The 22968-nt window shown below is 65.7% G+C and carries 27 protein-coding genes and 1 pseudogene; 9 read left to right on the plus strand and 19 right to left on the minus strand.

Translation table 11 applies throughout. From position 1 onward, the window contains the following. Positions 1-86 precede the first annotated feature (86 nt). The 15 genes and pseudogenes from LOY22_RS11255 to LOY22_RS11325 form a co-directional block, all read right to left on the minus strand. Positions 87-809: an amino acid ABC transporter ATP-binding protein gene (locus tag LOY22_RS11255; RefSeq protein WP_038995715.1), complete on the minus strand. Its 723-nt coding sequence runs from the start codon at positions 807-809 to the stop codon at positions 87-89. Next, positions 802-1452, minus strand: coding sequence for an amino acid ABC transporter permease (locus LOY22_RS11260; RefSeq protein ID WP_258597499.1), 651 nt, complete (start codon positions 1450-1452; stop codon positions 802-804). The genes LOY22_RS11255 and LOY22_RS11260 overlap by 8 nt, the downstream gene beginning before the upstream one ends. Before the next feature lie 10 nt (positions 1453-1462). After that, positions 1463-2134, minus strand: a complete 672-nt coding sequence (locus LOY22_RS11265) for an amino acid ABC transporter permease (RefSeq protein WP_045196750.1) — start codon at positions 2132-2134, stop codon at positions 1463-1465. Next, positions 2127-3908: an aconitase family protein gene (locus LOY22_RS11270; RefSeq protein WP_258597500.1), complete on the minus strand. Its 1782-nt coding sequence runs from the start codon at positions 3906-3908 to the stop codon at positions 2127-2129. Before LOY22_RS11270 ends, LOY22_RS11265 begins: the two co-directional genes overlap by 8 nt. Before the next feature lie 10 nt (positions 3909-3918). After that, positions 3919-4737, minus strand: a complete 819-nt coding sequence (locus LOY22_RS11275) for a transporter substrate-binding domain-containing protein (RefSeq protein WP_045196753.1) — start codon at positions 4735-4737, stop codon at positions 3919-3921. A gap of 231 nt (positions 4738-4968) precedes the next feature. Next, positions 4969-5718 (minus strand): AraC family transcriptional regulator, encoded by a 750-nt coding sequence (locus LOY22_RS11280; protein ID WP_258597501.1) that lies wholly within the window; start codon positions 5716-5718, stop codon positions 4969-4971. A gap of 56 nt (positions 5719-5774) precedes the next feature. Then, a complete protein-coding gene (locus LOY22_RS11285; RefSeq protein ID WP_258597502.1) occupies positions 5775-7025 on the minus strand; it encodes an FAD/NAD(P)-binding oxidoreductase in 1251 nt (416 codons plus the stop codon). Then, a complete protein-coding gene (locus LOY22_RS11290; RefSeq protein WP_045196758.1) occupies positions 7022-7258 on the minus strand; it encodes a (2Fe-2S)-binding protein in 237 nt (78 codons plus the stop codon). Before LOY22_RS11290 ends, LOY22_RS11285 begins: the two co-directional genes overlap by 4 nt. Then, a complete protein-coding gene (locus LOY22_RS11295; RefSeq protein WP_045196760.1) occupies positions 7251-8366 on the minus strand; it encodes an FAD-binding oxidoreductase in 1116 nt (371 codons plus the stop codon). The genes LOY22_RS11290 and LOY22_RS11295 overlap by 8 nt, the downstream gene beginning before the upstream one ends. Further along, entirely contained in the window at positions 8363-9295 is a 933-nt protein-coding gene (locus tag LOY22_RS11300) for a 4-hydroxyproline epimerase (protein WP_258597503.1), read from the minus strand. The genes LOY22_RS11295 and LOY22_RS11300 overlap by 4 nt, the downstream gene beginning before the upstream one ends. 122 nt (positions 9296-9417) lie before the next feature. Next, on the minus strand, positions 9418-10089 hold the full coding sequence (locus LOY22_RS11305) for a GntR family transcriptional regulator (RefSeq protein WP_045196763.1): 672 nt from the start codon (positions 10087-10089) through the stop codon (positions 9418-9420). 80 nt (positions 10090-10169) lie between these two features. After that, a pseudogene (locus LOY22_RS11310) lies at positions 10170-10277 on the minus strand (GntR family transcriptional regulator); the annotation flags it as partial. Between the two features lie 55 nt (positions 10278-10332). Next, the gene (locus LOY22_RS11315; RefSeq protein WP_213601570.1) at positions 10333-11379 is read right to left on the minus strand and encodes a class I SAM-dependent methyltransferase; all 1047 of its coding nucleotides are present in this window, start codon (positions 11377-11379) and stop codon (positions 10333-10335) included. Positions 11380-11470: 91 nt separating this feature from the next. After that, a complete protein-coding gene (locus tag LOY22_RS11320) occupies positions 11471-12337 on the minus strand; it encodes an alpha/beta fold hydrolase (protein ID WP_045196767.1) in 867 nt (288 codons plus the stop codon). Between the two features lie 29 nt (positions 12338-12366). Beyond that, positions 12367-13422: a sugar phosphate isomerase/epimerase gene (locus LOY22_RS11325; RefSeq protein ID WP_258597504.1), complete on the minus strand. Its 1056-nt coding sequence runs from the start codon at positions 13420-13422 to the stop codon at positions 12367-12369. Between the two features lie 110 nt (positions 13423-13532). On the opposite strand from LOY22_RS11325, the gene LOY22_RS11330 reads away from it, so the two are divergent. After that, complete coding sequence (locus tag LOY22_RS11330) at positions 13533-14129, plus strand: TetR/AcrR family transcriptional regulator (protein WP_045196771.1); 597 nt, start codon at positions 13533-13535, stop codon at positions 14127-14129. Here LOY22_RS11330 and LOY22_RS11335 read toward each other — a convergent pair whose 3' ends face one another. After that, the gene (locus LOY22_RS11335) at positions 14130-14726 is read right to left on the minus strand and encodes a DUF4157 domain-containing protein (protein ID WP_045196773.1); all 597 of its coding nucleotides are present in this window, start codon (positions 14724-14726) and stop codon (positions 14130-14132) included. After that, positions 14713-15267 carry a TetR/AcrR family transcriptional regulator gene (locus tag LOY22_RS11340; RefSeq protein WP_258597505.1) on the minus strand — a complete coding sequence of 185 codons (555 nt, stop codon included), beginning with the start codon at positions 15265-15267 and terminating at the stop codon, positions 14713-14715. Before LOY22_RS11340 ends, LOY22_RS11335 begins: the two co-directional genes overlap by 14 nt. Positions 15268-15358: 91 nt before the next feature. Between LOY22_RS11340 and LOY22_RS11345 the strand changes: the two genes are divergently transcribed. The 4 genes from LOY22_RS11345 (at position 15359) to LOY22_RS11360 (ending at position 18347) form a co-directional block, all read left to right on the plus strand. Further along, positions 15359-16090 (plus strand): SDR family oxidoreductase, encoded by a 732-nt coding sequence (locus tag LOY22_RS11345; protein WP_258597506.1) that lies wholly within the window; start codon positions 15359-15361, stop codon positions 16088-16090. 46 nt (positions 16091-16136) lie between these two features. Then, the gene (locus LOY22_RS11350) at positions 16137-16745 is read left to right on the plus strand and encodes a 2-hydroxychromene-2-carboxylate isomerase (protein ID WP_213601567.1); all 609 of its coding nucleotides are present in this window, start codon (positions 16137-16139) and stop codon (positions 16743-16745) included. A gap of 79 nt (positions 16746-16824) precedes the next feature. After that, positions 16825-17454 (plus strand): LysE family translocator, encoded by a 630-nt coding sequence (locus LOY22_RS11355; RefSeq protein WP_176794269.1) that lies wholly within the window; start codon positions 16825-16827, stop codon positions 17452-17454. Between the two features lie 17 nt (positions 17455-17471). Then, the gene (locus LOY22_RS11360; RefSeq protein ID WP_045196783.1) at positions 17472-18347 is read left to right on the plus strand and encodes an alpha/beta fold hydrolase; all 876 of its coding nucleotides are present in this window, start codon (positions 17472-17474) and stop codon (positions 18345-18347) included. Between the two features lie 13 nt (positions 18348-18360). Here LOY22_RS11360 and LOY22_RS11365 read toward each other — a convergent pair whose 3' ends face one another. After that, the gene (locus LOY22_RS11365; protein WP_045196855.1) at positions 18361-19269 is read right to left on the minus strand and encodes a LysR family transcriptional regulator; all 909 of its coding nucleotides are present in this window, start codon (positions 19267-19269) and stop codon (positions 18361-18363) included. Between the two features lie 96 nt (positions 19270-19365). Between LOY22_RS11365 and LOY22_RS11370 the strand changes: the two genes are divergently transcribed. The 4 genes from LOY22_RS11370 to LOY22_RS11385 all read left to right on the plus strand — a co-directional run bounded on the left by LOY22_RS11370 (position 19366) and on the right by LOY22_RS11385 (position 22674). Next, complete coding sequence (locus LOY22_RS11370) at positions 19366-20256, plus strand: pirin family protein (protein WP_045196785.1); 891 nt, start codon at positions 19366-19368, stop codon at positions 20254-20256. 28 nt (positions 20257-20284) lie between these two features. Then, the gene (locus LOY22_RS11375) at positions 20285-20971 is read left to right on the plus strand and encodes a hydrolase (protein WP_093383842.1); all 687 of its coding nucleotides are present in this window, start codon (positions 20285-20287) and stop codon (positions 20969-20971) included. 51 nt (positions 20972-21022) lie between these two features. Then, positions 21023-21649: an isochorismate family cysteine hydrolase YcaC gene (ycaC, locus tag LOY22_RS11380; protein WP_093383839.1), complete on the plus strand. Its 627-nt coding sequence runs from the start codon at positions 21023-21025 to the stop codon at positions 21647-21649. Positions 21650-21756: 107 nt separating this feature from the next. After that, complete coding sequence (locus LOY22_RS11385; RefSeq protein ID WP_258597512.1) at positions 21757-22674, plus strand: DNA-3-methyladenine glycosylase; 918 nt, start codon at positions 21757-21759, stop codon at positions 22672-22674. Between the two features lies 1 nt (position 22675). Here the strand turns inward: LOY22_RS11385 and LOY22_RS11390 are convergent, their stop codons facing one another. Continuing rightward, entirely contained in the window at positions 22676-22903 is a 228-nt protein-coding gene (locus LOY22_RS11390; RefSeq protein WP_093383833.1) for a DUF6555 family protein, read from the minus strand. Between the last annotated feature and the right edge of the window lie 65 nt (positions 22904-22968).

The raw sequence follows: 22968 nt of genomic DNA on the forward strand, positions 1-22968 counted from the left end.
TTGTGTTGTTAGGGAGGGCCTCATCGCGGGGCAAGCCCGCTCCCACAGGGATAGTGGTGTGGGAGCGGGCTTGACCCGCGATGCTTCTATTTCACTGACTTCAAGAACGCCGCCGTCTCCGGCTGTAACGGATTGCCGATCACCTGGTCGGGCGAGCCGATCTCGTGCACCAGACCGTTACGGAAGAACGCCACGCGGTCCGACACATCGCGGGCAAAACGGATCTCGTGGGTCACCAGCACCATGGTCATGCCGTCCTCGGCGAGCATGCGCATGGTGTCGAGCACCTCGCCGACCAGTTGCGGGTCGAGTGCCGAGGTGGCCTCGTCGAACAGCATGTAGTCCGGCGACATCGCCAGCGCCCGGGCAATCGCCATGCGTTGCTGCTGGCCGCCCGAGAGCTTGCCGGGGAAGGTCTTGAGCTTGTCGCCCAGGCCGACGTGGGTCAGCTGCTTGACGGCCAGCGCCTCGGCGTCGTGCTTGTCTTTGCCAAGCACTTTGCGCGGCGCGAGCATGACGTTTTCCAGCACGGTCAGGTGCGGGAAGGCGTTCCACTGCTGGAAGACGATGCCGATCTTCTGGCGCAGGCGGTTGAGGTCGGTGGCGCGGTGGTGGACCTCGACGCCGTCGACGCGGATGTTGCCTTTCTGGATCGGCTCCAGGCCGTTGATGCACATCAGCAAGGTCGACTTGCCCGAGCCCGAGCCGCCGATGATCGATACCACTTCGCCCTTGTTCACGGTCAGGCTTACGCCCTTGACCACTTCCAGGTCGCCGAAGGATTTGTGTACGTTCTCGATCTCAATCATTTTCCTGCCACCTTCTTTCCAGACGGGCGCCCAGGCGGGCAACCACCAGGCTCATGACGTAGTAGATGAGGCCTGCGATGCACAGCACCAGCAGGGGTTCCTGAATCCGCGTAACGATGGTTTGCGAAGCGCGCAGCAATTCGACGATGCCGATCCACATCACCAGCGCCGTGTCTTTCATCACCCCCAGGACCAGGTTCAGCCAGCCGGGAAACGCCACCCGGGTGGCCATTGGCAAGACGATCCAGCGCAGGTCCTGCAGGTAGCTCATGCCCAGTGAGCGGCTGGCCCGACGCACGCTCAGCGACACCGCCAGCACGCCGCCGCGGACGATCTCGGTGAAGTACGCGGCGGTGTAGACGCCGAGCACGATGCAGCCGACGCTGAAGGCGCTGATGTCGAGGCCGACGATGCTCTTGAACGAGTTGAACAGCACGAACTGGATCAGCAGCGGCACGCTGCGAAACACATCCAGCACCCACGCCAGTGGCAGGCTCAGCCGTGGCCACAGAGCCCGGGCCAGGCCGAACAGCAAGCCGGCACAGGTCCCCAGCAAAATCGCCCAGAAGGTCAGCTGCAAGGTGATGCGCGCCCCGTCAAGCAGGAACACAAAGTCGTTCCAGGTAAAACCGGTGGAAAACATGCCGAGCTCCTCAGTAACGGAACAGCCGCCAGGCCATCAGCCGGGCCAGCGCGACGATCGCCTTGGCAATCAGGTAGTACAGCGCCGCCGCCAGGGCGAAGTATTCGAAGGTGCGGAAGGTCTTGACGTTGTAGTCCTGGGTCACGCCGGTGAGGTCGTTGTTCAGGCCGACGATCACCCCCAGCGAGGTCATCAGCACCGCCCAGACCATCTGGTTGGTCAGCGGGTAGAACACCACCCGCAGCAGCTGCGGGATGACGATCATCCGGTAGGTCTGGAAAGCGCTCATGCCCAGCGAACGCGCCGCACGCACTTGCGTAGTCGGCACTGCCTTGAGGCCGCCGCGAAAGTTCTCCGCCAGGTACCCCGCGTTGTTGAAGGTGATGCCCGCCAGCAGGGCGATCCACGAGCTGACGTGCAGGCCCAGCGAGCCGAGGCCGAAGTACAGGATGTAGATCTGGAACAGCGACGGCGTGTTGCGCGCAATTGACACCCAGCCGTTGGCAAAACCGCGCAGCAGCGGTTGCTTGCCTTCGCGCATGACGGTCAGGGCCAGGGCGATCAGCACCCCGAAGATCATCGACAGGGCGGCGGTCTCGAAGGTCACCCAGGCGCCGGCGAGCATGTCGGGCAGCGCGCGCAACGCCGAGCGCCACTGGAAGGTGTAGTCAAAGTCAAACATGCGCGCGGCCCTCCTGGCTCTGGGCCGCTTGCAACCAGGCCGGCAAGCGACCGCTGGCCTGGCCGCTGCAGGCCGACGCGACGCACTCGGCGAGGCTGGCGAAATGCACCGGGCGGCCGGCCAGGCCCGGCCCGTAGTGGGCATATTTGCCCGAGTTGGTCATCAGCGTACGCGCCGTTGGCGGGATCACCGGCTCACCCAGCATGCACCAGCAGGTGTCGGTCACCAGGGTCACGCCGAAGCGCTCAAGCTCGGCGATGTACCCGGCGGCGCGGGCCTGTTCGAGCACCGTGCGACCGCAGGTGATGGCCACGACCACCTCCGGGTGTTTGTGCCGGCCCTGGCACAGCTGTGCAAGCGCGGCGAACTCGCTGTAGGAAAAATGCGGGTTGCCCAGCGACACCACATCCACCTGCGGCTCGCGGGCACTGTTGAGCGCGTGCCAGCTGTGCAGCAGGTCCGCCAGTTGGATGCGCTCGCTGGGCAGGTTGGCGTCCGGTTCGAGGACCTGCGCCGGCTCCAGCGCTTCGGGGGTGACCCCGGCGATATGAAACAGCGGCGCCGCCGAGGTAGTGGCAAAGGCGGCGCCGAAGGCCTTGAGGTCGTCCAGGCTCGGCTGCGCCTGTTCCAGCCCGTAAATCAGCGGTATCCGCGAGCCGGCCAGGGCGCCGATATGGTAGCCGAGCAGCGGGTAGAAGCTGTCGTCCAGTGCCGCCAGCGCCGGCACCTGCACCAACAACTGCGCCTTGCGCTGGCTGTCCAGGTGACAGCCGATGCGCGGCGCGCGGCCGGTCAGGGCGATGCAGATATCCAGGTAGTCGGGGTACTTGAGGGTGCGCGCGCCGAGCACGCTGTTGGCGTAGACCACGGCGTTGGATTCGGCCCAGACGATCTGTTCGCCCTGGCTCGGCGCGCTGTCGAGCAGGTACGGCGCGCAGGTGAAGCTCATCTGCGCACCCATGGCCATGTAAGCATCGCCCAGGGCGCTGGCCGGCTCGCCCAGCGCCGGGTCGATGCCCAGCTCGCGCCAGCGGCGCTGGTCGACCGAGATGGCATTGAGGGTGGTCGGTACCCGCACCTTTGCGCCCCAGCGCACCAGCTGTTCGGCAAAGCCGAGGCTGGCGGGGCCGGTGTAGATGCAGCCGTCGATGTGCGCCTGGGTGACGTCCAGCAACTGCTCGGCGCCTTGCAGCTCGGCCATGCGCAAAACGATCTGCATGGCCATTTGCGCCGCCTTGCCGTGCGTGCCGTCGAGCAGCGCCTGGTCCTCGGCTTGCAGCTTCAGGCGGGTGCTGAAAGACTCGGCGCTGTGGTCATACGGCGCGGCCTGCCAGTGATCGGTCGGGGCCTGGGGATACAGGCTCAGGCAATCGCCTTCGACCCTTGCCCAGCCTGCACCGGGCAAACTGGCGAAGGCCTGCTTGCCGATGCACAGCACCGGCAGGGAGCGCTGGAACAAGGTTTGCGCGACCAGCACGCCGAGGGTCAGGATCTCGTCGGCCTCGGCCAGTACCAGTGCCGCCGGTGCGTGGCCGTTGCTGATCAGTTCCATCATCACGCTGCTGCCGGTGCACGAGCCGCGCCCGCTGGGGATCGCCAGCACACGCCCGGCGATGCACTGGCCACTCAGTGGATGATGACGGTCGATGACTTCGCCGCTGGCGGCGTCGACCCCGCCCCAGAAGCTCAGCCCGGTATCGGCGAACAGCAAGGGGCCCTGGGCCGCGCCCGCGACCAGGCTGCGCCCGGCCTGGGGGATCGGTGTGCTGGTCATGCTGCCCACCTCAGTAGTAGACCTGTGGCACGGTCAGGTCGGTCGGGGCGATTTCGGTGCCGACCCACTTGGTGAACAGCTCCTTGTAGCGCCCGGTGCGCACCTGCTGGTTGACGAACAGGTCGAGGTAGCGCAGCAGGCCATACTCGTTGCGCTTGGCGCCCAGCGACACGTAATCGATCACGTAAGGGGCATTGCCGGCGACCTTGAGGTTCTTGTACTTGCCGGACTTGAGGGTGGCGGCGGCGACGGTGTTGGTGACCACGGTGGCGTCGATGTGCCCCTGGGCGACCGCCAGCAGGGTGTCGTTCTGCGACTGGTAGGCACGGAAGGTGCCGCTGCCCCAGCTCTTCACGTCTTTTTCCAGGGCAATGGCTTCATAGGTGCCGCTGGTGTTGCCCAGCGCCTTGCCCTTGAGGTCGTCGAAGCTGTTGATGCCGGTGTTGTCGCGGGTCAGCACGACCATCTGGAAGGCAAAGTAGGGCACGGTCAGGCCGACGGTCTTGGCCCGTTCGAGGGTGTCGGAGGTGGACGCGACGATCACGTCGGCACGGCCCGAAACCAGCGCCGGAATGCGGTCGGGAAAGGGCGTTTCGACCACTTCCGGCTCAACCCCGAGCACCTTGGCCAGGTCGCTGCAGTAGTCGACGTCGAAGCCGGCGGGCTTATTGCCCTCATCGCGAAAACCCATCGGTGGGAAGTCCAGGGTCACGGCGCAGCGCAGCTTGCCGGAGCCGATGATGTCATCGAGCTTGTCAGCCTGGGCGTTGGCGATAAAGGTGGTACTGAGAACAGCGCTGAGGGCTACGGCAAATGTGCGGTTTTTCATAGAGGCCTCGGGTTGGGAGCGTGCTGTTAAATATCGTATTGGTAATTTCGTATACGATATTTTCTAGTGCAATGGCCGTGCCTGTTTTGTCGCCGATGTAGGAATAATCTTTCGGCCCGTGGGCTAGGGCGCTCGAAGCAAACAAGGGCAGTTGGGGTGCTGCAGCAGGGGAGCGGGGCAGGTGTTACATATCGGAGCACTGCCTGTGCGCAGCGCCCGATAAAGGAACACTTAGCGCTGGCTGTCGCGGTACTGGCTCGGTGAAAGTCCGGTGAGGGCGCGAAACTGCCGGCTGAAGGCGCTGTGATCGGTGTAACCGCAGCGCAGGGCGATCTCGGTGATCGGCAGGTCGAGCTCCTGCAGCAGGCGCGAGGCTTCTTCGAGGCGCGCCTTGTGAATCATCTGTCGCGGCGTGAGCTGGAAGATGCGCTTGCAGTGGCGCTCCAGCTGCGCCACCGACAGCCCGGCGATGGCGGTCAGCTCTGCAAGGCTGATGGGGCGGGTGAAGTGGGCGCGGATATGTGCATCGACGGCAGCGAGCTTGTGGAACGCCGGGTGGTTGGACTGGGGCAGTTGCAGGTCGCGGGAAATGCCGGCGAGGCCGACGATAGTGCCCTCGGCGTCCTTGAGCGGGCGTTTGTGGGTCAGGCACCAGATCGGCTGGTTGCCGAAATAAAGGTGCAGTTCGAGCTGGTCGGCCAGTTCCCGGCCACTGCTGAGCACGCGGCGGTCCTGCTCGGTATAGAGCGGGCCGAAGCGGGCGGGGAACACATGCTCGGCGGTAAGTCCAAGCAAGTCTTCGCGGTTCTTGCGCCCGCAGCGCCGGGCCAGGGTCTGGTTGACGAAGGCGTAGCGCGCCTCGCAATCCTTGATGAAGAACACCACGTCGTTGAGGGTGTCGAGCAGCGGTGCAATCGGCTGCAGGCTGCTGAGCAGGGTCGGCAGGTCGCAGGGCGCGAAATGGTTGAGCGTGGCGTGCATGGCGCTGACGTTCCGGGGGCGACCGTCGGGATCATAGAGCGCCCCCGGTGTTTACCTCAAGTGTCGCTCTCAAGGTGCAGTAGGGTGTCGATGCGCGCCGGGCTGAATGGCGGGCGCGGCGCCGAGGGTTGCCAGCCGAACAGGTGGGCGGTGGCCGCACCGCACACCCGGCCCTGGCAGGCGCCCATGCCGCAACGGCTGGCCAGCTTGGCCTGGCGCCAGTCGCTGTGCCCGGCGAGGGCGGCATAGGGCACGTCTTCGCAGCGGCACACCAGGGTGTCGGCGGTTGCCAGCGACTTCAGTGCGGGGTCGAGGGCGAAGGCCGTGTTCAATGCGCGGGCAAAGGCGTGCCAGCGCGCCCGGCGGCGCCACAGCCGCTGCGCCGCCTGGCGATTGCCGGTGGCCGTAAAACCTGCAATAGCGCCTTCAACCAGAGCGCGCTCGCTGCCACCGAAACCTGTGCATTCGCCTGCCGCGTAAACGCCGGGTTGCGAAGTCGCCTGCCAGGCATCGACGGCAAGCGCCTGTTGCTCCACGGCGCAGCCCAGGGCCTGGCCCAACTGGATGTTGGGGATCAGGCCGAAGCCGCAAGCCAGCCGATCGCAGGCAATTTCAACCACCTGGCCGTGCTGCTGCAGGCGCACGCCTTCGAGCCGGTCGGTGCCCAGCGCGGCCAGCACATGGCTGGCGCTGCGGTACTGGCGGTCGAACAGGCTAAACGATTGCAGCAGCTTGTGCGGCCAGCGCGGCAACTGTGCGGCAAAGCCGCTGACGGCCGCAAGCGAGGCCTGCTCGGCGATGCGCAGTACCCGCGCGCCATTGGCCTTGGCGGTGGCGGCGCTGGCCAGCAGCAAGGGGCCGCTGCCGGCGATGACGATACGCTCGTCGCGTACCGGCATCCCGCCCTTGATCAGCGCCTGCAAGCCACCGGCACCGGTCACCCCAGGCAGCGTCCAGCCAGGGAAGGGCAGCAGCAGTTCACGGGCGCCGGTACAGAGGACCAGGCGCTCGTAGTGGATTTGCCAGCCGCGCTCGGCGTTCTCCACCAGCAGGCTGCTGGGGCCGGCGGTGGCGATCACCCGCGTGCCGCTGTGCCAGTGCACATTGGCACAGGCCAGCACCTGCTCGCGCAGCCGGCGCGCCTGCTTGGGCAACTTGGCCTGTGGCCCGTCGCGCCAGATCTGCCCGCCCGGCAGCGGGTTGTCGTCGAGCAGCACGATGCGCGCGGCCCGCGGCGCGGCGGCCAGGGCCGCAGCCAGCCCGGCGGGGCCGGCGCCAATGATCAGCAAGTTGGTGTGTTCGTTCATGCGCGGGTCTCCACCTGCATGCCGTCACGGCACAGGGTCTGGCAGGCCAGGCGCCGGCGACCGTCGATCGTCACCCGGCACTCCTGGCAAACGCCCATGCCGCACAGCGGGGCGCGGCGCTGGCCGCTGACCGAAGTGCGCGAGCAGCCATCGCCGCCCAGGGCCAGAGCAGCAGCGACGCTGGTGCCGTCGGCCACGCGTAGCGGGCGGCCATCGAGGGTCAGGTCAGGCATGGGCGAGGGCTCCGAGAAAGCGATCTGGCAGGTAAGGGCTGGCCGCCAGCGGCGGCGTTTGGTCAAACAGCTGCGCGCTCAAGAGGTCGGCGGTCGCCGGCGCCGTGGTCACGCCCAGCCCTTCATGACCGACCGCCAGCCACAGGCCATCCTGCTGCGGATGGCGGCCCACCAGCGGCAGGCCGTCGGGGCTGGCGGCGCGAAAGCCGGTCCAGGCGCGGATGCCGTTCAGATTTGCCAGGTCCGGCATGTACTCGGTTGCGCGCTTGAGCATGCGCGCCAGCATCCAGCCTTCCACGGCCGGGTCAGTGGTGCCGAACTGGCGCGAGGCGCCGATGAACAGCTGGCCGGTCGGCCGTGGCTGGATATTGCAGGCAGTCGACGGCCCGCTGGCGTTGTGGGCGCTGGTCACGTAGCCCAGCTCCACCAGGGTATGGGTGACGGTGCCGGGGTAGCGATCGGTGATCAGCAGGTGGCCTTTCTTCGGCTCGATCGGCAGCTCCGGGCACAGCTGCGTGGCCTGGATGCCGTTAGCCAACACCACGGCCTCGGCGCTCAGCCACTGGCCGCTGTCGAGGCGCACACGGTTGCCCTCTACTGCGCTGACCCGCGCCCGACGCTGTTCGATCCCTGCTGTTTGCAGCATCCAGCCGGCAGTGGCCGGGGCATAGAGAATGCCGTCGCCGTTGATCAGCAGACCGCCTTCGAGCCCCTCGCGCAGCGCCGGTTCGCGCTGGCGCAGGGCGTGCCCGGCGACCAATTCGCAGGCCACCCCCTGTGCTTGCAGGAGGTTGAATTTGTGTTCGGCCACGGCCATTTCTTCGGTGTTGGCCGCCAGCCACAGGGTGCCGTTGCTGCGATAGGCGCAGGTCTCGGGGAGTTGCGGGGCCAGTTCGCGCCAGCGTTGTAGCGAATACTGGCTGAGCGCAAGCTCTGCGGGATTGTCGTCGAGCACCAGCAAATGGCCCATGCCGGCGGCCGTGGCGCCGTGCAGCCCGGCATCGAGTACCAGTACTTGCAGCCCGCGCGCGGCCAGCGCCTGCGCGCAGGCGGCGCCGATGATTCCGGCGCCGATGACGATGACATCGGCCACGGCACCACGGCTCACGGGCGAATGCCCCAGGCGAACGGGTCGTCCTCCTCGATGATCAGCGTGGCTTCGGCGCTAATGTGCGCGCGGCCGCGAATGGTCGGGATGATGCGTTGGCCGTCGGCCTCGAACGAGCCCTCGAAGGTGCTGCCGATCACGCTGGCCTGGCGCCAGGTCTGCCCGGGTTGCAGTTTGCCGTCGGCAGCCAGGCAGGCGAGCTTGGCGCTGGTGCCGGTGCCGCAGGGCGAGCGGTCGTAGGCTTTGCCGGGGCACAGCACGAAGTTGCGGCTGTCGGCGTCGGGGTCGTCGGCGAACAGCTCGATATGGTCAATCAGGCCGCCGTCTTCACCGCGAATGCCTTGCTCTTCCAGGGCCTGTTGCACGGCGTAGGTATAGGCCGTCAGCGCCTCGATGTTGTCACCGGCGACCTCCTGGCCGTGGTCGGCGATCAAAAAGAACCAGTTGCCGCCCCAGGCCACATCGCCCACTACCTTGCCGATGCCGGGCACCTCCAGCGCCAGGTCCTTGCGGTAGCGGTAGGCCGGCACGTTGCGCACGCTGACCGAGCGGTCCTCGTGCAGGGTCGCCTGCACGGTGCCGACCGGGGTTTCGATGCGGTGCACGCCCGGGCCGATCCTGCCCAGGTGCGCCAGCGACACCACCAGGCCGATGGTGCCGTGGCCGCACATGCCCAGGTAACCGGTGTTGTTGAAGAAGATCACCCCGGCGCAGGCGCTGGGGTCCACCGGCTCGCACAGCAGCGCGCCGACCAGCACATCGCTGCCGCGCGGCTCCAGCATGCAGGCAGTGCGCCATTGATCGTGTGCCTCGGCAAGGCGTTGGCGGCGCTGGGCCATGCTGGCGTTGCCAAGGTCGGGGAAGCCGTCGATGACCAGGCGGGTCGGTTCGCCGCCGGTGTGGGAATCGATCACGGTAATGTGTTTCATGGAGGCCGCGTCCGTTCAGGGAAGTGAAGGACAGAGTGGCGTGTCATGCGGCGCGCAGGCTTGATGCCTTTATGTCGCGCCGATGACGAAATCGGCACAGTGGCGCAACCCACAGGTTTCTGTCACTTGCTCGGCGGCAGGTGCTCGAACAGGGTCTTGCAGACGCCGGCGATGTGTTCGTCGAGCAGCCTCACTGCCAGCTCGACATCCTTGGCCCGGCAGGCGTCGAGGATGTCGCGGTGTTCGTGGTCGGCGCGCTCCTTGCCTGCCGAGAGGCTCATCTGCATGCGCAGGTAGCGCTCCAGCTTGTCGTTCACCGAGCGGATCATGTTGACCAGGAACGGCCGCTGCGCCGGTTCATACAGGCAGGCGTGCAGTTCCCAGTTGAGTTCGGCCCAGCGGCCGACGTCGTTCTCGCCGACGAACTCCTGGCAGATGCGCTCGGCGCGGGCGAAGGTTTCCTCGGTCATGTTCGGGATGGCCAGGCGCAGGGCCTTGTCTTCGAGCAGCATGCGCACTTCGAACATCTGCGCCAGCTCTGGTTCGGACATGCGCGTAACCATCGCCCCGCGATTGCGCTGGAACATCACCAGGCCTTCGGCTTCCAGGCGCTTGAGCGCTTCACGCACCGGGATCTTGCTGACGTTGAACTGGCGGGCGATATCGTCCTGGCGGATTGGTTCGTCTTCGGCGAAGTGCCCGGCAATGATCGCATCGCGCAGGTGACGGGTGATGATTTCCGAAGTCGAGGGCGTGTTGCCCAGGTCCGGGGCGTTGAGGCGGGGTACGGTCACGGTGGCGTCGTCCGAAGTTATTTATGGATATGGTATACGAAACTCTCCATGCATGGCGCCAGACCTGCCCGCTGGCATGCTCAGCGGCCTATGCGGGGCTCTTTGAGGGCAAAGGGCGCGGCGATGTCGCGCAGGTTGCTGCTGTCGTTGTGTTTCAAGCGCAGGTAATCCAGCGCGACCTTGGCGGCGATGAGGCCAGCCCCCCCAGGTTGGGTGGAGGCTGGCCCGACCAGGTATCAGCGCTTACTTGCGCGCTTCAAGGATCAAATTGAACGGCGTCTCGGTCGCCCGGCGAAAGTGCTTGAACCCGGCTTCCTCGAACACTGCACGCAGCCGCGCCTCGCCCGCCTGGGCGCCGAGCCCCAGGCCAACTTCCTGCGACAACGAGTTCGGCGTGCAGATAAAGGTCGAAGCGGCGTAGAACAAGCGCCCGACCGGGGTGCTGTTTTCATCCAGGGTGTCGTTGGCATAGGGCTCGACCAGCAGCACCGTGCCATCGGCTTTGAGCGACTCATAGGCATGCCGGGCGGCGCCGACCGGGTCGCCCATGTCGTGCAGGCAGTCGAAATAGCAGATCAGGTCGTAATCGGTGCCGGGGAAGTTCTTGGCGCTGGCCTGGACGAACTGCGTGCGCTCGGCCACACCGCCTTCGGCGGCACGTTGGCTGGCAATAGCGATCGACGGGCCGTGGTAGTCAAAGCCGCTGAAGCGCGAGGCCGGGAAGGCCTGGGCCATGATCACCGTCGAGGCGCCGTGACCGCAGCCGATATCGGCGACCTTGGCCCCGGCCTGCAGCTTGTCGACCACCCCGCTCAGGCTCGGCAGCCATTCGGCCACCAGGTGGGCGCGGTAGCCGGGGCGGAAGAAACGTTCGGTGCCGCTGAACATGCACGGATGGTGATCACCCCAGGCCAGGGCGCCATCGCCGCGCATGGCGGCGACCAGTTTGTCCTTGTCGTGGAACAGCGCGGCGATCACCGAGGCGCCGCCGGCGACATACACCGGCGAGTCTTCGATGGCCAGGGCCATGGCCTGTTCTTCGGGCAGGCGAAAGCGTCCGTCGCTGTGCTCCATATAGCCGGACGCGGCCTGGGCGCTCAGCCATTCGCGCAGCAGGCGGGGATTGCAGCCGGTCTTGTCGGCCAGTTGTTCGGGGGAGATGAATTGGCTGTCGGCCATGGCCCGGTACAAACCGAGTTCATCGCCGAGGATCAGGTTGGCAAGCATGGCCGCGGCACCCATGTCGGTGACCAGCTTGCCCATGAAGTCATTGAGTCTGGCTTCGTCCATTGCGTGTTCTCCTGCAAGAAGTCCAACGTCAACGGGGCTGCCGGCGGGCCGGCAACCTCGGGCCAATGTGTTGCGGGGGCAACCTTTAAGTCTAGTTCGCTTCGAAGAACGCCAGCAGTTGGGCGCTGAACGCTTCGTCCGCCTCTTCCATGACAAAGTGCCCACAGTCGGCGATGACGCTGCCGCGCAGGTTGTCGGCATGGGCCTGCAAGGTCTGCAACGGCACCTCGCCGGTAGCATGCTCGGCGCCGATGGCCAGCACTGGCATGCCCAGGCGCTTGCCGGCGCGCTGGCGGTTCTGGGCGATGGTCTGGCTGATCGAACGGTAGTAGGCCAGGCCGCCGCTCAAGCCGCCGGGCTTGCTGTAGGCCCTGATGTAAGTGTCGACGGCCACGCGGTCGACATGGTGCGCCCAACGCTCGTACATAAAGGTCAGGTAGCGGTCCTCGCGGCCGGTGATCAGGGCTTCGGGCAGATCCTGCAACTGGTTGAAGAGAAAGTGCCAGATAAAGATGTTCTGCTCGGCGCTGACAAAGATCGGCGGCGCTTCGGCCAGGCCCGGGATTACCGCTTCGCTGAGCACCAGCTGGCTGACCGCCTCGGGGTAATCGCTGGCCAGCGCGTAGCCGACCCACATGCCCACATCATGCCCGGCCAGCCGGTAGCGCTGATGGCCGAGCTGGCCCATGGCGCGGTGCAGCAGGGCGGCGATGGTGCCGGTGTCATGGCCTTCGCTGGCCGGGTCGGACAGCCCGGTGCCCGGCAGGTCGACGGCAATCGCCTGGTAACCCTGGCGAGCCAGGGCGCGCATGACATGCCGCCAGGCGTACCAGGTCTGCGGCCAGCCGGGGATCAGCAGCACCGGCTGGCCGCTGCCCAGTTGCACGCAATGCAGGCGGCGGCCGGGTTCGAGGATCAGGTAGCGGTGTTCAAAGTCGGCTTCGGGGGTGATGGACATCGGTTGCACTCCAAGTGAAAGAGGGGGATTCAAGCCAGGCCCAGCAGGGTCCGGATCTGTTGCGGGTCGACCGGCGCGCCGGCGAAGTCGTCGAAGGTGCGAGTGGTGACCTGGATGATGTGCTCACGGATGAACGCCGCGCCTTCGCGGGCGCCGTCTTCCTGGTCCTTGAGGCAGCATTCCCATTCCAGGGTGGCCCAGCCGGGGAAGTCGTATTGCGCAAGCTTGGAGAAGATCGCCTTGAAATCGACCTGGCCGTCGCCCAGGGATCGGAAGCGCCCGGCGCGCTCGGTCCAGTCGCAGTAACCGCCGTAGATGCCCTGGCGACCGGTTGGGTTGAACTCGGCATCCTTGACGTGAAACATGCGGATGCGCGTGTGGTAAATGTCCAGGTAGTCGAGGTAGTTCAGTTGCTGCAGGACGAAGTGGCTGGGGTCGAACAGCAGGTTGCAGCGCGGGTGGTTATCCACCAGGTCGAGGAAGCGCTCGAAGCTGCTGCCGTCGTGCAGGTCTTCGCTGGGGTGAATCTCATAGCAGAGGTTGATGCCGTGGTCTTCGCAGGCATCGAGGATGGGCCGCCAGCGCTGCGCCAGCTCTTCGAAGGCCGCCTCGATCAGGCCCGCCGGGCGCTGCGGAAACGGGAACAGGTAAGGCCAGGCCAGCGAGCCTGAGAAAGTCCCCATGTCGGTCAGGCCCAGGCGTTGCGAGGCCTTGATTGCCAGCTGCAGTTGTTCCAGCGCCCAGGCTGTGCGTGCCTGGGGTTTGCCGTGCAGCTGCGGTGGGGCGAAGTTGTCGCACAGGGCGTCGTAGGCCGGGTGAACCGCTACCAACTGGCCGAGCAGATGGGTGCTCAGCTCGCTGACCTCAAGGCCGTGTTCGGCAAGCATGCCGCGCAGCTCATCACAGTAAGTCTGGCTTTGTGCGGCCAGTTCCAGGTCGAACAGACGCCGGTCCCAGGCCGGCACCTGCAAGGCCTTGAAACCATGGCCGGCAGCCCAGCGGGCGATCTCGGGCAGGCTGTTGAAAGGGGCTTGTTCGGCACTGAACTGGGCCAGGTGCAGGCTAGGACCTTTGAGGGTACGCATGATGACTTCCTATTGTTTGTCGATCGACAAACAATAGGGCGACAACGCGCTTGCGTCAACTGTCTTGCAGGGTAGAATCCGCCCCATCTGATTTGATGGACACACAACCCATGGCCGGACGTCCCCGGGAATTCGATCGCGACCAGGCCCTGCACAAGGCCCTGGCGACCTTCTGGCAATACGGTTACGAAGGCACGTCAATGGCCTTGCTGGTCAGTGCCCTGGGCATTGCCTCGGCACGCATCTACGCCGCCTTCGGCAGCAAGGAGCAGCTGTTTCGCGAGGTGGTGGCGCTGTACCTGGCCGAGCAGGGCGGCTTTGCCGAGCGGGTCATCAACCGTGAGCTGGCGGTGGGCCAGGCCGTGGAGCAGATCCTCCTCGAGGCCATTGCCACCTACACCGCAGCGGACGGCCCGCGCGGTTGCCTGGCGGTGTCATCGACCGCCAGCGGCGGCCCGGATATCAGCGGCGTACTGGACTGGATGAGCGAGCTGCGCCGCCAGCGTACCCAGTCGATCATCGACCTGCTGCAGCAGGCCCATGGCCGTGGCGAGCTCAAGGCCGAGGCCGACCCCCAGGCGCTGGGCGACCTGTTTGCCACCTTGCTGCACGGTATTGCCATCCAGGCCCGCGACGGCATTGCCACGGCGCGCCTGCAGGCGATGATCAAACCGGCGTTGTGCGCTTTGCACGCCGCCCTGGCCTGATCAGCGCGCCTGGCCCGAGGCCCGCTCGCGCAGGGCCTTGCTGACCTTTGCCTGGATCTCGTAGGCCGGCGCTTCGACGGCGTCGAAGTCGCGCGAGTAGCGCCGGGCGAACTCTTCCACGCCCCATTGCTGGTACTGCTGCACGTGGTGCAGTTCGTGGGCCCAGAGGGCGACGTTGTTTTCGGCGTCGGCCTGGTTGCGAAAAACGATGATGTCGATCAGGGTCACGGCGTTGACGTCGGGGTTCTGCAGCAGGGCGTTGGCGCTGTCCAGGGCTTGTTGGTCGCCGACCTTGTAGCGCGCCGCGTCGAGCACCTGGAAGTCATAATAGGATTCGAGCTGGGCGCGGATGTGCAGGGGGATCGGCAGCAGCGTGCCGGCCGCAGCGGTGTTGCGCGCCTGCTGCAAGGCCAGGGCCAGGGAGCTGCTGGCCACCCGGCCGAGGTCGTCGAGCACGGTGCCGGCCTGGCCGGGGTCGATGGGCGAACAGATGCAACTGCCCAGGCAGATTTCGTACTGGCCGGCCGGGCAGGCGGCGAGGGCGGTGAGCGGGGCGCTCAGGGCAAGGCTGAGCAGCAACGACTCAAGGCGCTTCATGCAGGGCCCCGGCAATGAAATCGCGGGAGGCCTTGAGCACCTCTTCCTGAATCGGCTCGCTGGCGAGCATGCGTGCAAGCACCAGCGCGCCCACGCACTGGCTGATCAGCGCCCAGGCCAGGGCCGGGTCTTCGAGGGTTTGCGCCCATGTTTGCTGGAGCTGGCACAGCCAGTGTTCGGCTTCCGCGCGCACCGGCTGCTCGGCGCGGGCGATTTCCGCGCCCAGGGTCGGGATCGCGCAGCCGCCTTCGACATTGTGCAGGTGGGCCATGCTCAGGTACTGCTCCAGGCAGCGCTCGAGCCGCGCGCGGTTCATCGGCTGCTGGGCGATGGGGCTGTGCGACAGCTCGCGGCGCACCACCTCGGTGAACAGCTCGTCCTTGGACGGGAAGTGGTTGTAGAAGGCGCCGCCGGTCAGGCCGATGGCCTTCATCAGCCCGGCCACGCCAGTGGCTGCAAAGCCGCCGCGCTTGGCCAGGGCGCCGCTGCTTTGCAGCAGTTTCTGCCGGGTTTGTTCTTTGTGAGTGGTGGAATAACGCACGCCGGTAGGCTCCACAGGGCTGGCTTGACGAAGCCTGAATCATAGCATAGCGTTCGTTTACTAAATGATCGTTTACCAATGGAGGCGAGACATGACCCAAGGCAAGAAGGTGGTACTGGTGGTAGGGGCCGGTGATGCAACCGGCGGCGCGATTGCCCGGCGTTTTGCCCGCGAGGGTTATGTCGCCTGCGTGACCCGGCGCAGCGCCGACAAGCTGCAGCCGCTGGTGGACGAGATCCGCGCCGCCGGTGGCGAGGCCTACGGTTTTGCCTCGGATGCGCGCAAGGAAGAGGAGGTGGCGGCGCTGGTCGAAGAGATCGAAAGCAGCGTCGGTCCGATCGAAGCCTTTGTCTTCAACATCGGCGCCAACGTGCCCTGCAGCATTCTCGAAGAGACCGCGCGCAAGTACTTCAAGATCTGGGAAATGGCCTGTTTCGCAGGCTTTCTCAGCGGCCAGGCGGTGGCGCGGCGCATGGTGACCCGCGAGCGTGGGACTATCCTGTTTACCGGTGCCACTGCAGGCTTGCGCGGCGCAGCCGGATTTGCCGCGTTCGCCGGCGCCAAGCACGGCATTCGCGCCCTGGCCCAGAGCATGGCCCGCGAACTTGGGCCGCGCAATATTCATGTCGCCCATGTGGTGGTGGACGGTGCCATCGATACCGCGTTCATCCGCGACAGCTTCCCCGAGCGCTATGCGCTCAAGGACCAGGACGGCATTCTCGACCCGCAACATATCGCCGACAGCTACTGGTTTCTGCACAGCCAGCCGCGCGACGCCTGGACCTTCGAGCTTGACCTGCGGCCGTGGATGGAGTGCTGGTAAGCCTTTGACAGCAGCCTGCGCAACAACAAAAAAGGACCTGCTGCAGATGAGCAAAACCGTAGAATTCTTCTTTGACCTGGGCAGCCCGGCCAGCTACCTGGCCTGGACCCAGTTGCCGAAACTCTGCGCCGAGCACGATGCGCAACTGGTGTACCGGCCGATGTTGCTGGGCGGGGTATTCCAGGCCACCGGCAACGCCTCGCCGGCGATGGTGCCGGCCAAGGCCCGGCATGTGTTCGTTGATTTTCAGCGCTACGCCAAACGCTACGGCGTGACCCTGGCCTTGCCGCCGGGCTTCCCGATCAACACCCTGGGCCTGATGCGCGGCACGGTGGCCGTGCAGCGCTACCAGCCAGAGCGTTTCGAGGCCTACCTGAACGCGATGTTCACGGCCCTGTGGGTGCGCCAGCGCAATCTTGCCGACCCGCAGGTGCTGGCGGCAGTGCTGCAGGAGGCCGGTTTCGACCCCGAGCAATACCAGGCCTGGAGCGCCGAGCCCGAGGTCAAGGCCGCACTCAAGGACGCTACCGAAGAAGCGGTGCGCCGTGGCGTGTTCGGTGCGCCAAGCTGCTTTGTCGGCGAGCAGATGTTCTTCGGCCAGGACCGCCTGGAGTTCGTCGTCGAAGCGCTGGCCGAGCAGGACAGTCAAGTGTAGCGGCATTATTTTAACTAACTGTATGGTCGAGGCGGATCAGGACTCCGTTAGTGTCAGGGCAGCCCAATAAAAATACTGGATGCCTGCCATGCTCGGCTCACTGGACCTGATCACTGCCTTCGTGCTGTTCGCCTTTGTCTCCTCGATCACCCCGGGGCCCAACAACACCATGTTGCTGGCCTCCGGGGTGAACTTCGGCGTGCGCCGTTCGATTCCTCACGCGCTGGGCATCAGTGTCGGCTTCATGGTCATGGTATTGGCGGTGGGTTTTGGCCTGGGCGAGGTGTTCAAAGCCTACCCGCCGATCTATACCGTGCTGCGCTACGTGGGCGCCGCCTACCTGTTGTACCTGGCCTACAAGATTGCCACCTCCGGGCCGCTGTCGGTCAGCGACTCGTCGAGCCGCAAGCCCCTGGGCTTCTGGGGCGCGGCAGCCTTTCAGTGGGTCAACCCGAAAGCCTGGGTGATGGCCGTGGGCGCGATCACCACCTACACCCCGGCCCAGGGCTACGTCACCAACGTCATCGTCATTGCCGCGGTGTTCGCCCTGGTCAACCTGCCCAGTGTCTGCGTCTGGGTGATGTTCGGCAGCGCCTTGCGCACGGTGTTGCAGAACCCGCGCTGGCTGATGCTGTTCAATCTGCTGATGGCGGCGCTGCTGGTGATATCCCTGTACCCCCTGCTGTTTGTAGAATCGGGTTTTTCCTGACGTGAGTGCGCTGGCACATGCAGTTGATTCCCTGGTCCCATGACACAAGTGCTGGCTTCACCCTGCGCGGCTGGCGCTCCCCAGCCAGTGGCAAGCCGCTGCTGCATTTCTTGCACGGCAACGGCTTTTGCTGCCTGGCCTACCAGCCGTTGCTGGCGCGCCTGGCCGAGCAGTTCGACCTGTGGCTGTGCGATGTCCAGGGCCATGGCGACAGCGACCATGGCGGCCCGTTCGCCGGCTGGAACCGCACTGCCGAGCTTGCCATCGAAGCCTTCGAGGCCGGCCGTGGCGAGTACGGCGATGTACCACGCTTTGCCGTCGGCCACAGTTTTGGCGGGGTGCTCACCGGCCTGATGCTGGCGCAACAGCCGCAGCTGTTCCAGCGTGCGGTGCTGCTTGACCCGGTGCTGTTCACCCGGGCGATGATGGGCATCATGGGCGCGGCGGCGCTGGTCGGCCTGCACCGTCGCCATGCTCTGGCGCGCAAGGCTGCCACCCGTCGCAGCCACTGGCCTGACCGCACGGCGGCGCGGGCATCGCTGGAAGGGCGGGGGATCTTCAAGGGCTGGAGCGAGCCGGCGTTGCAGTCCTATATCGAACACGCCATTGGCGATTGCGGCGAAGGCGTGGTGCTCAAGTGCCGCCCTAGCCGTGAAGTGGAAATCTTCAGCTCCTTCCCCCGGCGCATGTGGGCGTCGCTGGCCCAGGTGAGCACCCCGAGCCTGGTGCTGTATGGCCAAACCACCTATCCCTTCGTGCCGCAGTCGGTGCAGCGCTGGGCCCTGGGCAATCCTCAGGTCAGCGCCAGCCAGGTGGCGGGTGGGCACTGCTTCATGCAGGAAGATCCGGCGGCGTGCAGCGAGCGGGTCGCGGCGTTTTTGCTGGAACAGTAATCAAGCCGCAGGTTCAGGCAATATCACTGGCCTCGAACTCCGCCGCCAGAAAGTCCAGCAGGCTGCGCACCGACGGCAGCAAGCCGCGCCGCGAGGCGAACACCGCGTGCACCACGCCGCACTCCGGTGCCCAGTTCGGCGTGGCTTGCAGCAGGCGGCCGGCGTCGAGTTCTTCGCGGATCACCACCAGCGGCAAGTGCACCACGCCGACACCCGCCACCGCCGCCTGGCGCAGTACCACCAGGTCGTCGGTGACCAGCCGCGGGCTGTGCCGCAGGCTGGCGCGGACGCCGTCGGGACCGAGCAGGTGCCAGTGGTAATCGCGCTGCGGGTAGCCCCAGTGCAGGCTCGGCAGGGCGCTCAGGTCGGCGGGCACCGGGCGCGGGGGCAGGCGTTCGAGCAAGGCGGGCGCCGCCACCAGGTACTGGGTGCTGCGCGCCAGTACCTTCATCACCAGATCGCTGCTTTCCAAAGGCGGTACGCGCACGCGCAAGGCAATGTCGATGCCTTCCTGGATCAGGTCGACCTGGCGATTGGTGCTTTCGATATGCAACTGCACCAGCGGGCACTGGACCATGAAGCGGGTGAGCATGGCCCCCACCCAGAAATCCAGCAACGCCGTCGGGCAACTCAGGCGCACGATGCCCTGGGGCTCGGCGCGGTTGCGCTCGATCAGCTCGGCGGCGCCTTCGGCCTCCACCAGCATGGCCACACAGTGGCGGTAGTAAGCCTGGCCGATTTCAGTCACCGAAAAATGCCGGGTCGAACGCTGGATCAGGCGCACCCCCAGGCGTTCTTCCAGCCCGGCAATACGCCGGCTGAGCTTGGACTTGGGCATGTCCAGGGCGCGGCCGGCCGGGGCAAAGCCGCCGTGATCGACAACCTGGGCAAAGTAATAAAGGTCGTTGAGGTCTTCCACCAGTGTTCTCCATATGGAACGCTGAAGGCAGTTTAACCGATCTACCGCCGATGTCGTTGCGCTCGTATGGTTATAGCCATGCACGAGAGGAGGCATCTGATGAAAAAGATCCAAGGCGTCTACAGCAGCCCGAACCCCCACTGGGTAGGTGATGGCTTCCCGGTCCGTAGCCTGTTTACCTACGACAACCTGGCCCAGCACATCAGCCCGTTCCTGCTGCTGGACTATGCCGGCCCCCACGACTTCACCCCGACCACGGCGCGTCGCGGCGTCGGCCAGCATCCCCATCGCGGTTTCGAAACCGTGACCATCGTCTACCAGGGCGAACTGGAGCACCGCGACTCCACTGGCGCCGGCGGCCTGATCGGCCCGGGCGATGTGCAGTGGATGACCGCCGCCGGCGGCATTCTCCATGAAGAGTTCCACTCGCCGGCGTTCGCTGCCAAGGGCGGCACCCTGGAAATGGTCCAGCTGTGGGTCAACCTGCCAGCCAGGGACAAATCGGCGCCGGCCGGTTACCAGACCCTGCTCAGCAGCGACATCCCGCTGGTGCCACTGGGCAACGGCGCCGGCACCTTGCGAGTGATTGCCGGTGCGTTTCGCGGCCACCAGGGCCCGGCGCAGACTTTCTCGGCCATGGATGTCTGGGACCTGCAGCTCAAGGCCGGCGCGCCCGTGCGCTTGCCCAGTGCCGCCGGGCGCAGCACCGCGCTGGTGGTGTTGCGCGGCCAGTTGCTGGTCAACGGCGAGCGCCAGGTTGGCGCCGCGCAACTGGTGCTGTTTGACCGCGCCGGTGACGAGCTGCTGCTTGAAGCGCAAAGCGATGTGTCGGTGTTGCTGCTCAGTGGCGAGCCGCTGGATGAGCCGATCGTTGGCTACGGCCCGTTCGTGATGAACAGCGATGCCGAAATCGCCGAGGCCTTTGACGATTTTCGCGCCGGGCGCTTCGGCCAGATGAGCGGGCAGGCCGGTCCGCGCCACCACAACTAGTCTCATAACCCCTGAAGGAGAATACGCCATGAGTACCTTTGCCAACGTTGCCAACTTCAACGGCCAGGTGCCGCGCATAGACCCTGAAAATGTCGCGATGCTGCTGATCGACCACCAGAGCGGCCTGTTCCAGACGGTCAAGGACATGCCCATGACCGAGCTGCGGGCCAACGCCATCACCCTGGCCAAGATTGCCAGCCTGGCGAAGATCCCGGTGATCACTACCGCTTCGGTGCCACAAGGCCCCAATGGCCCGCTGATTCCGGAAATTCACCAAGCCGCGCCGCATGCCCGCTATATCGCCCGTAAAGGTGAAATCAACGCCTGGGACAATCCCGAGTTCGTCGAGGCAGTCAAGGCTACCGGCAAGCAGCAACTGATCATCGCCGGCACCATCACCAGTGTGTGCATGGCCTTCCCGAGCATCAGCGCAGTTGCTGCAGGCTACCAGGTGTTTGCCGTGATCGACGCCAGCGGTACCTACTCGAAGATGGCTGAGGAAATCACCTTGGCGCGGGTAATGCAGGCCGGTGTGGTGCCGATGGACACCGCTGCGGTGTGCTCGGAGGTCCAGCGCAGCTGGAACCGCGAAGACGCCCAGCAATGGGCCGAGGCCTACAGCTCGGTGTTCCCGCATTACCAGCTGCTGATTGAAAGCTACCTCAAGGCGCAACAGGTAGCCCGCGACAATGAACTACTCGATTCGCAACGCTGATCCCTCATGTCCGGTGCCTGGCACCGGCGTCTCAACGCAAGGAGTAAGACCATGACCAAGCCCTACGTCCGCCTGGACAAGAACAACGCTGCCGTCCTGCTGGTCGACCACCAGACCGGCCTGCTGTCGCTGGTGCGAGACATCGACCCGGACCGTTTCAAGAACAACGTGCTGGCCGTCGGCGACCTGGCCAAGTATTTCAAGCTGCCGACCATCCTCACCACCAGCTTCGAAACCGGTCCCAACGGCCCGCTGGTGCCCGAGCTCAAGGCGCAGTTCCCCGAGGCGCCGTACATTGCCCGTCCGGGGCAGATCAACGCCTGGGACAACGAAGACTTCGTCAAGGCGGTCAAGGCCACCGGCAAGAAGCAGCTGATCATTGCCGGTGTGGTGACCGAGGTGTGCGTGGCTTTCCCGGCGCTGTCGGCCCTGGAAGAAGGTTTTGAGGTGTTTGTGGTCACCGATGCCTCCGGTACCTTCAACGAACTGACCCGCGACTCGGCCTGGAACCGCATGTCGCAAGCCGGCGCCCAGCTGATGACCTGGTTCGGCCTGGCCTGCGAGCTGCACCGCGACTGGCGCAACGATATCGAAGGCCTGGGCACCTTGTTCGCCAACCACATCCCCGACTACCGCAACCTGATGACCAGCTACAACACCCTCACCAACGGCAAGTAACGCCGTTCAATGATCGACGGCCGGGCGCTGGCGTGGCCCGGCCGACGTCGTCTGACAGTCGTCGAAATCCCTGGCGTCGTTGCCGTTGCCCAGGTGATGATCGGCGCATGAATTCTACTTCCAGCCTGGCAGGCCATCGCCGCAGCATTCGGCCCGCCAGCGCCATCAGTTTCTGGCTGGCTTACCAGCCACCCTTGCACTGGCCGTCGCTGCTGGGGTTTCTTGCTGCGCGGGCGATTAGCGAGGTAGAGACGGTCGTAGCGGGGGTCTATACCCGCAGTTTTGATCTCGCTCGTGGCCAGGGCATCGTCCAGGTCGCGAAGGCGCGTGGGCACCGGCTGAAAGTCACTGTGATCGCTAGCTCTGCCGGCGCGTTGCCGGGGTTGCTGGCCAGGGTCCGGCGAGTATTCGACCTGGATGCCGAGCCGCTGAAGATCGAAGCACTGCTGCGCCGCGACCCGTTGATGGCGCAATTGATCGAACTGCGCCCGGGCCTGCGCGTGCCTCGGGGCTGGGATGGGTTCGAGCAGGCCATGCGTACAGTGCTGGGCCAGCAGATCAGCGTCGCCGGGGCGATTACCCTGGCCGGGCGCCTGGTGGCGGGGTACGGCGAGCCGCTGGCCGCGCAGCTTCAGTGTGTACCCGGCCTGACCCATGTGTTCCCCCGCGCAGAGGCTGTTGCTGACGTCGACCTCAGTGGCCTGGGCATGCCGCGCTCGCGGGCCGCGACACTCTCGACCCTGGCCCGGGCGCTGCTGCTAGACCCGCAACTGCTGCGCCCTGAGCGCGACCTGGAGGCCTGGGTCCAGCGCCTGTGCCGGCTGCGCGGCATCGGCCCGTGGAGCGCCCACTACCTGGCCTTGCGCCAGATGGGCGCGGCCGATGCCTTGCCGCTGGGCGACGTGGCACTGGTCAAGGCCCTGCGCCTGCTCGAAGGCCCCGAGGCGCAACTGGCCCAGCACGCACCGGCCTGGAGCCCGTGGCGCGCCTATGCCGCCCAGCACCTGTGGGCGTCGTTGAGCTGACTCAGCTGGACTGGCGCCAGGTCACATCGGTAATGCCGTAGCGTTCGGCCAGTGGCTTGCTGACTTTTTTGACTTTTTCGCGACCGTACCGGCCTATGCGACCGATACCGGCGTCGCAACTTGCCCAGTGCCAGGCTTCAGCGTTGTCCATCGTCTCGGCGCGGATGATGAAGGACTTGTGATCGCCGTGAAGCTGGTAGTCGATGACGAACAGTTTTGCGTTGTTCATGGGTCTGGAATGATCCTTACAGAGCAGTGACCAAGAAAATCCCTTCAATGCCTCTAGTGAGTGCT

The organism is Pseudomonas sp. B21-035 (genome assembly GCF_024748945.1).
Classification (GTDB): Bacteria; Pseudomonadota; Gammaproteobacteria; order Pseudomonadales; family Pseudomonadaceae; genus Aquipseudomonas.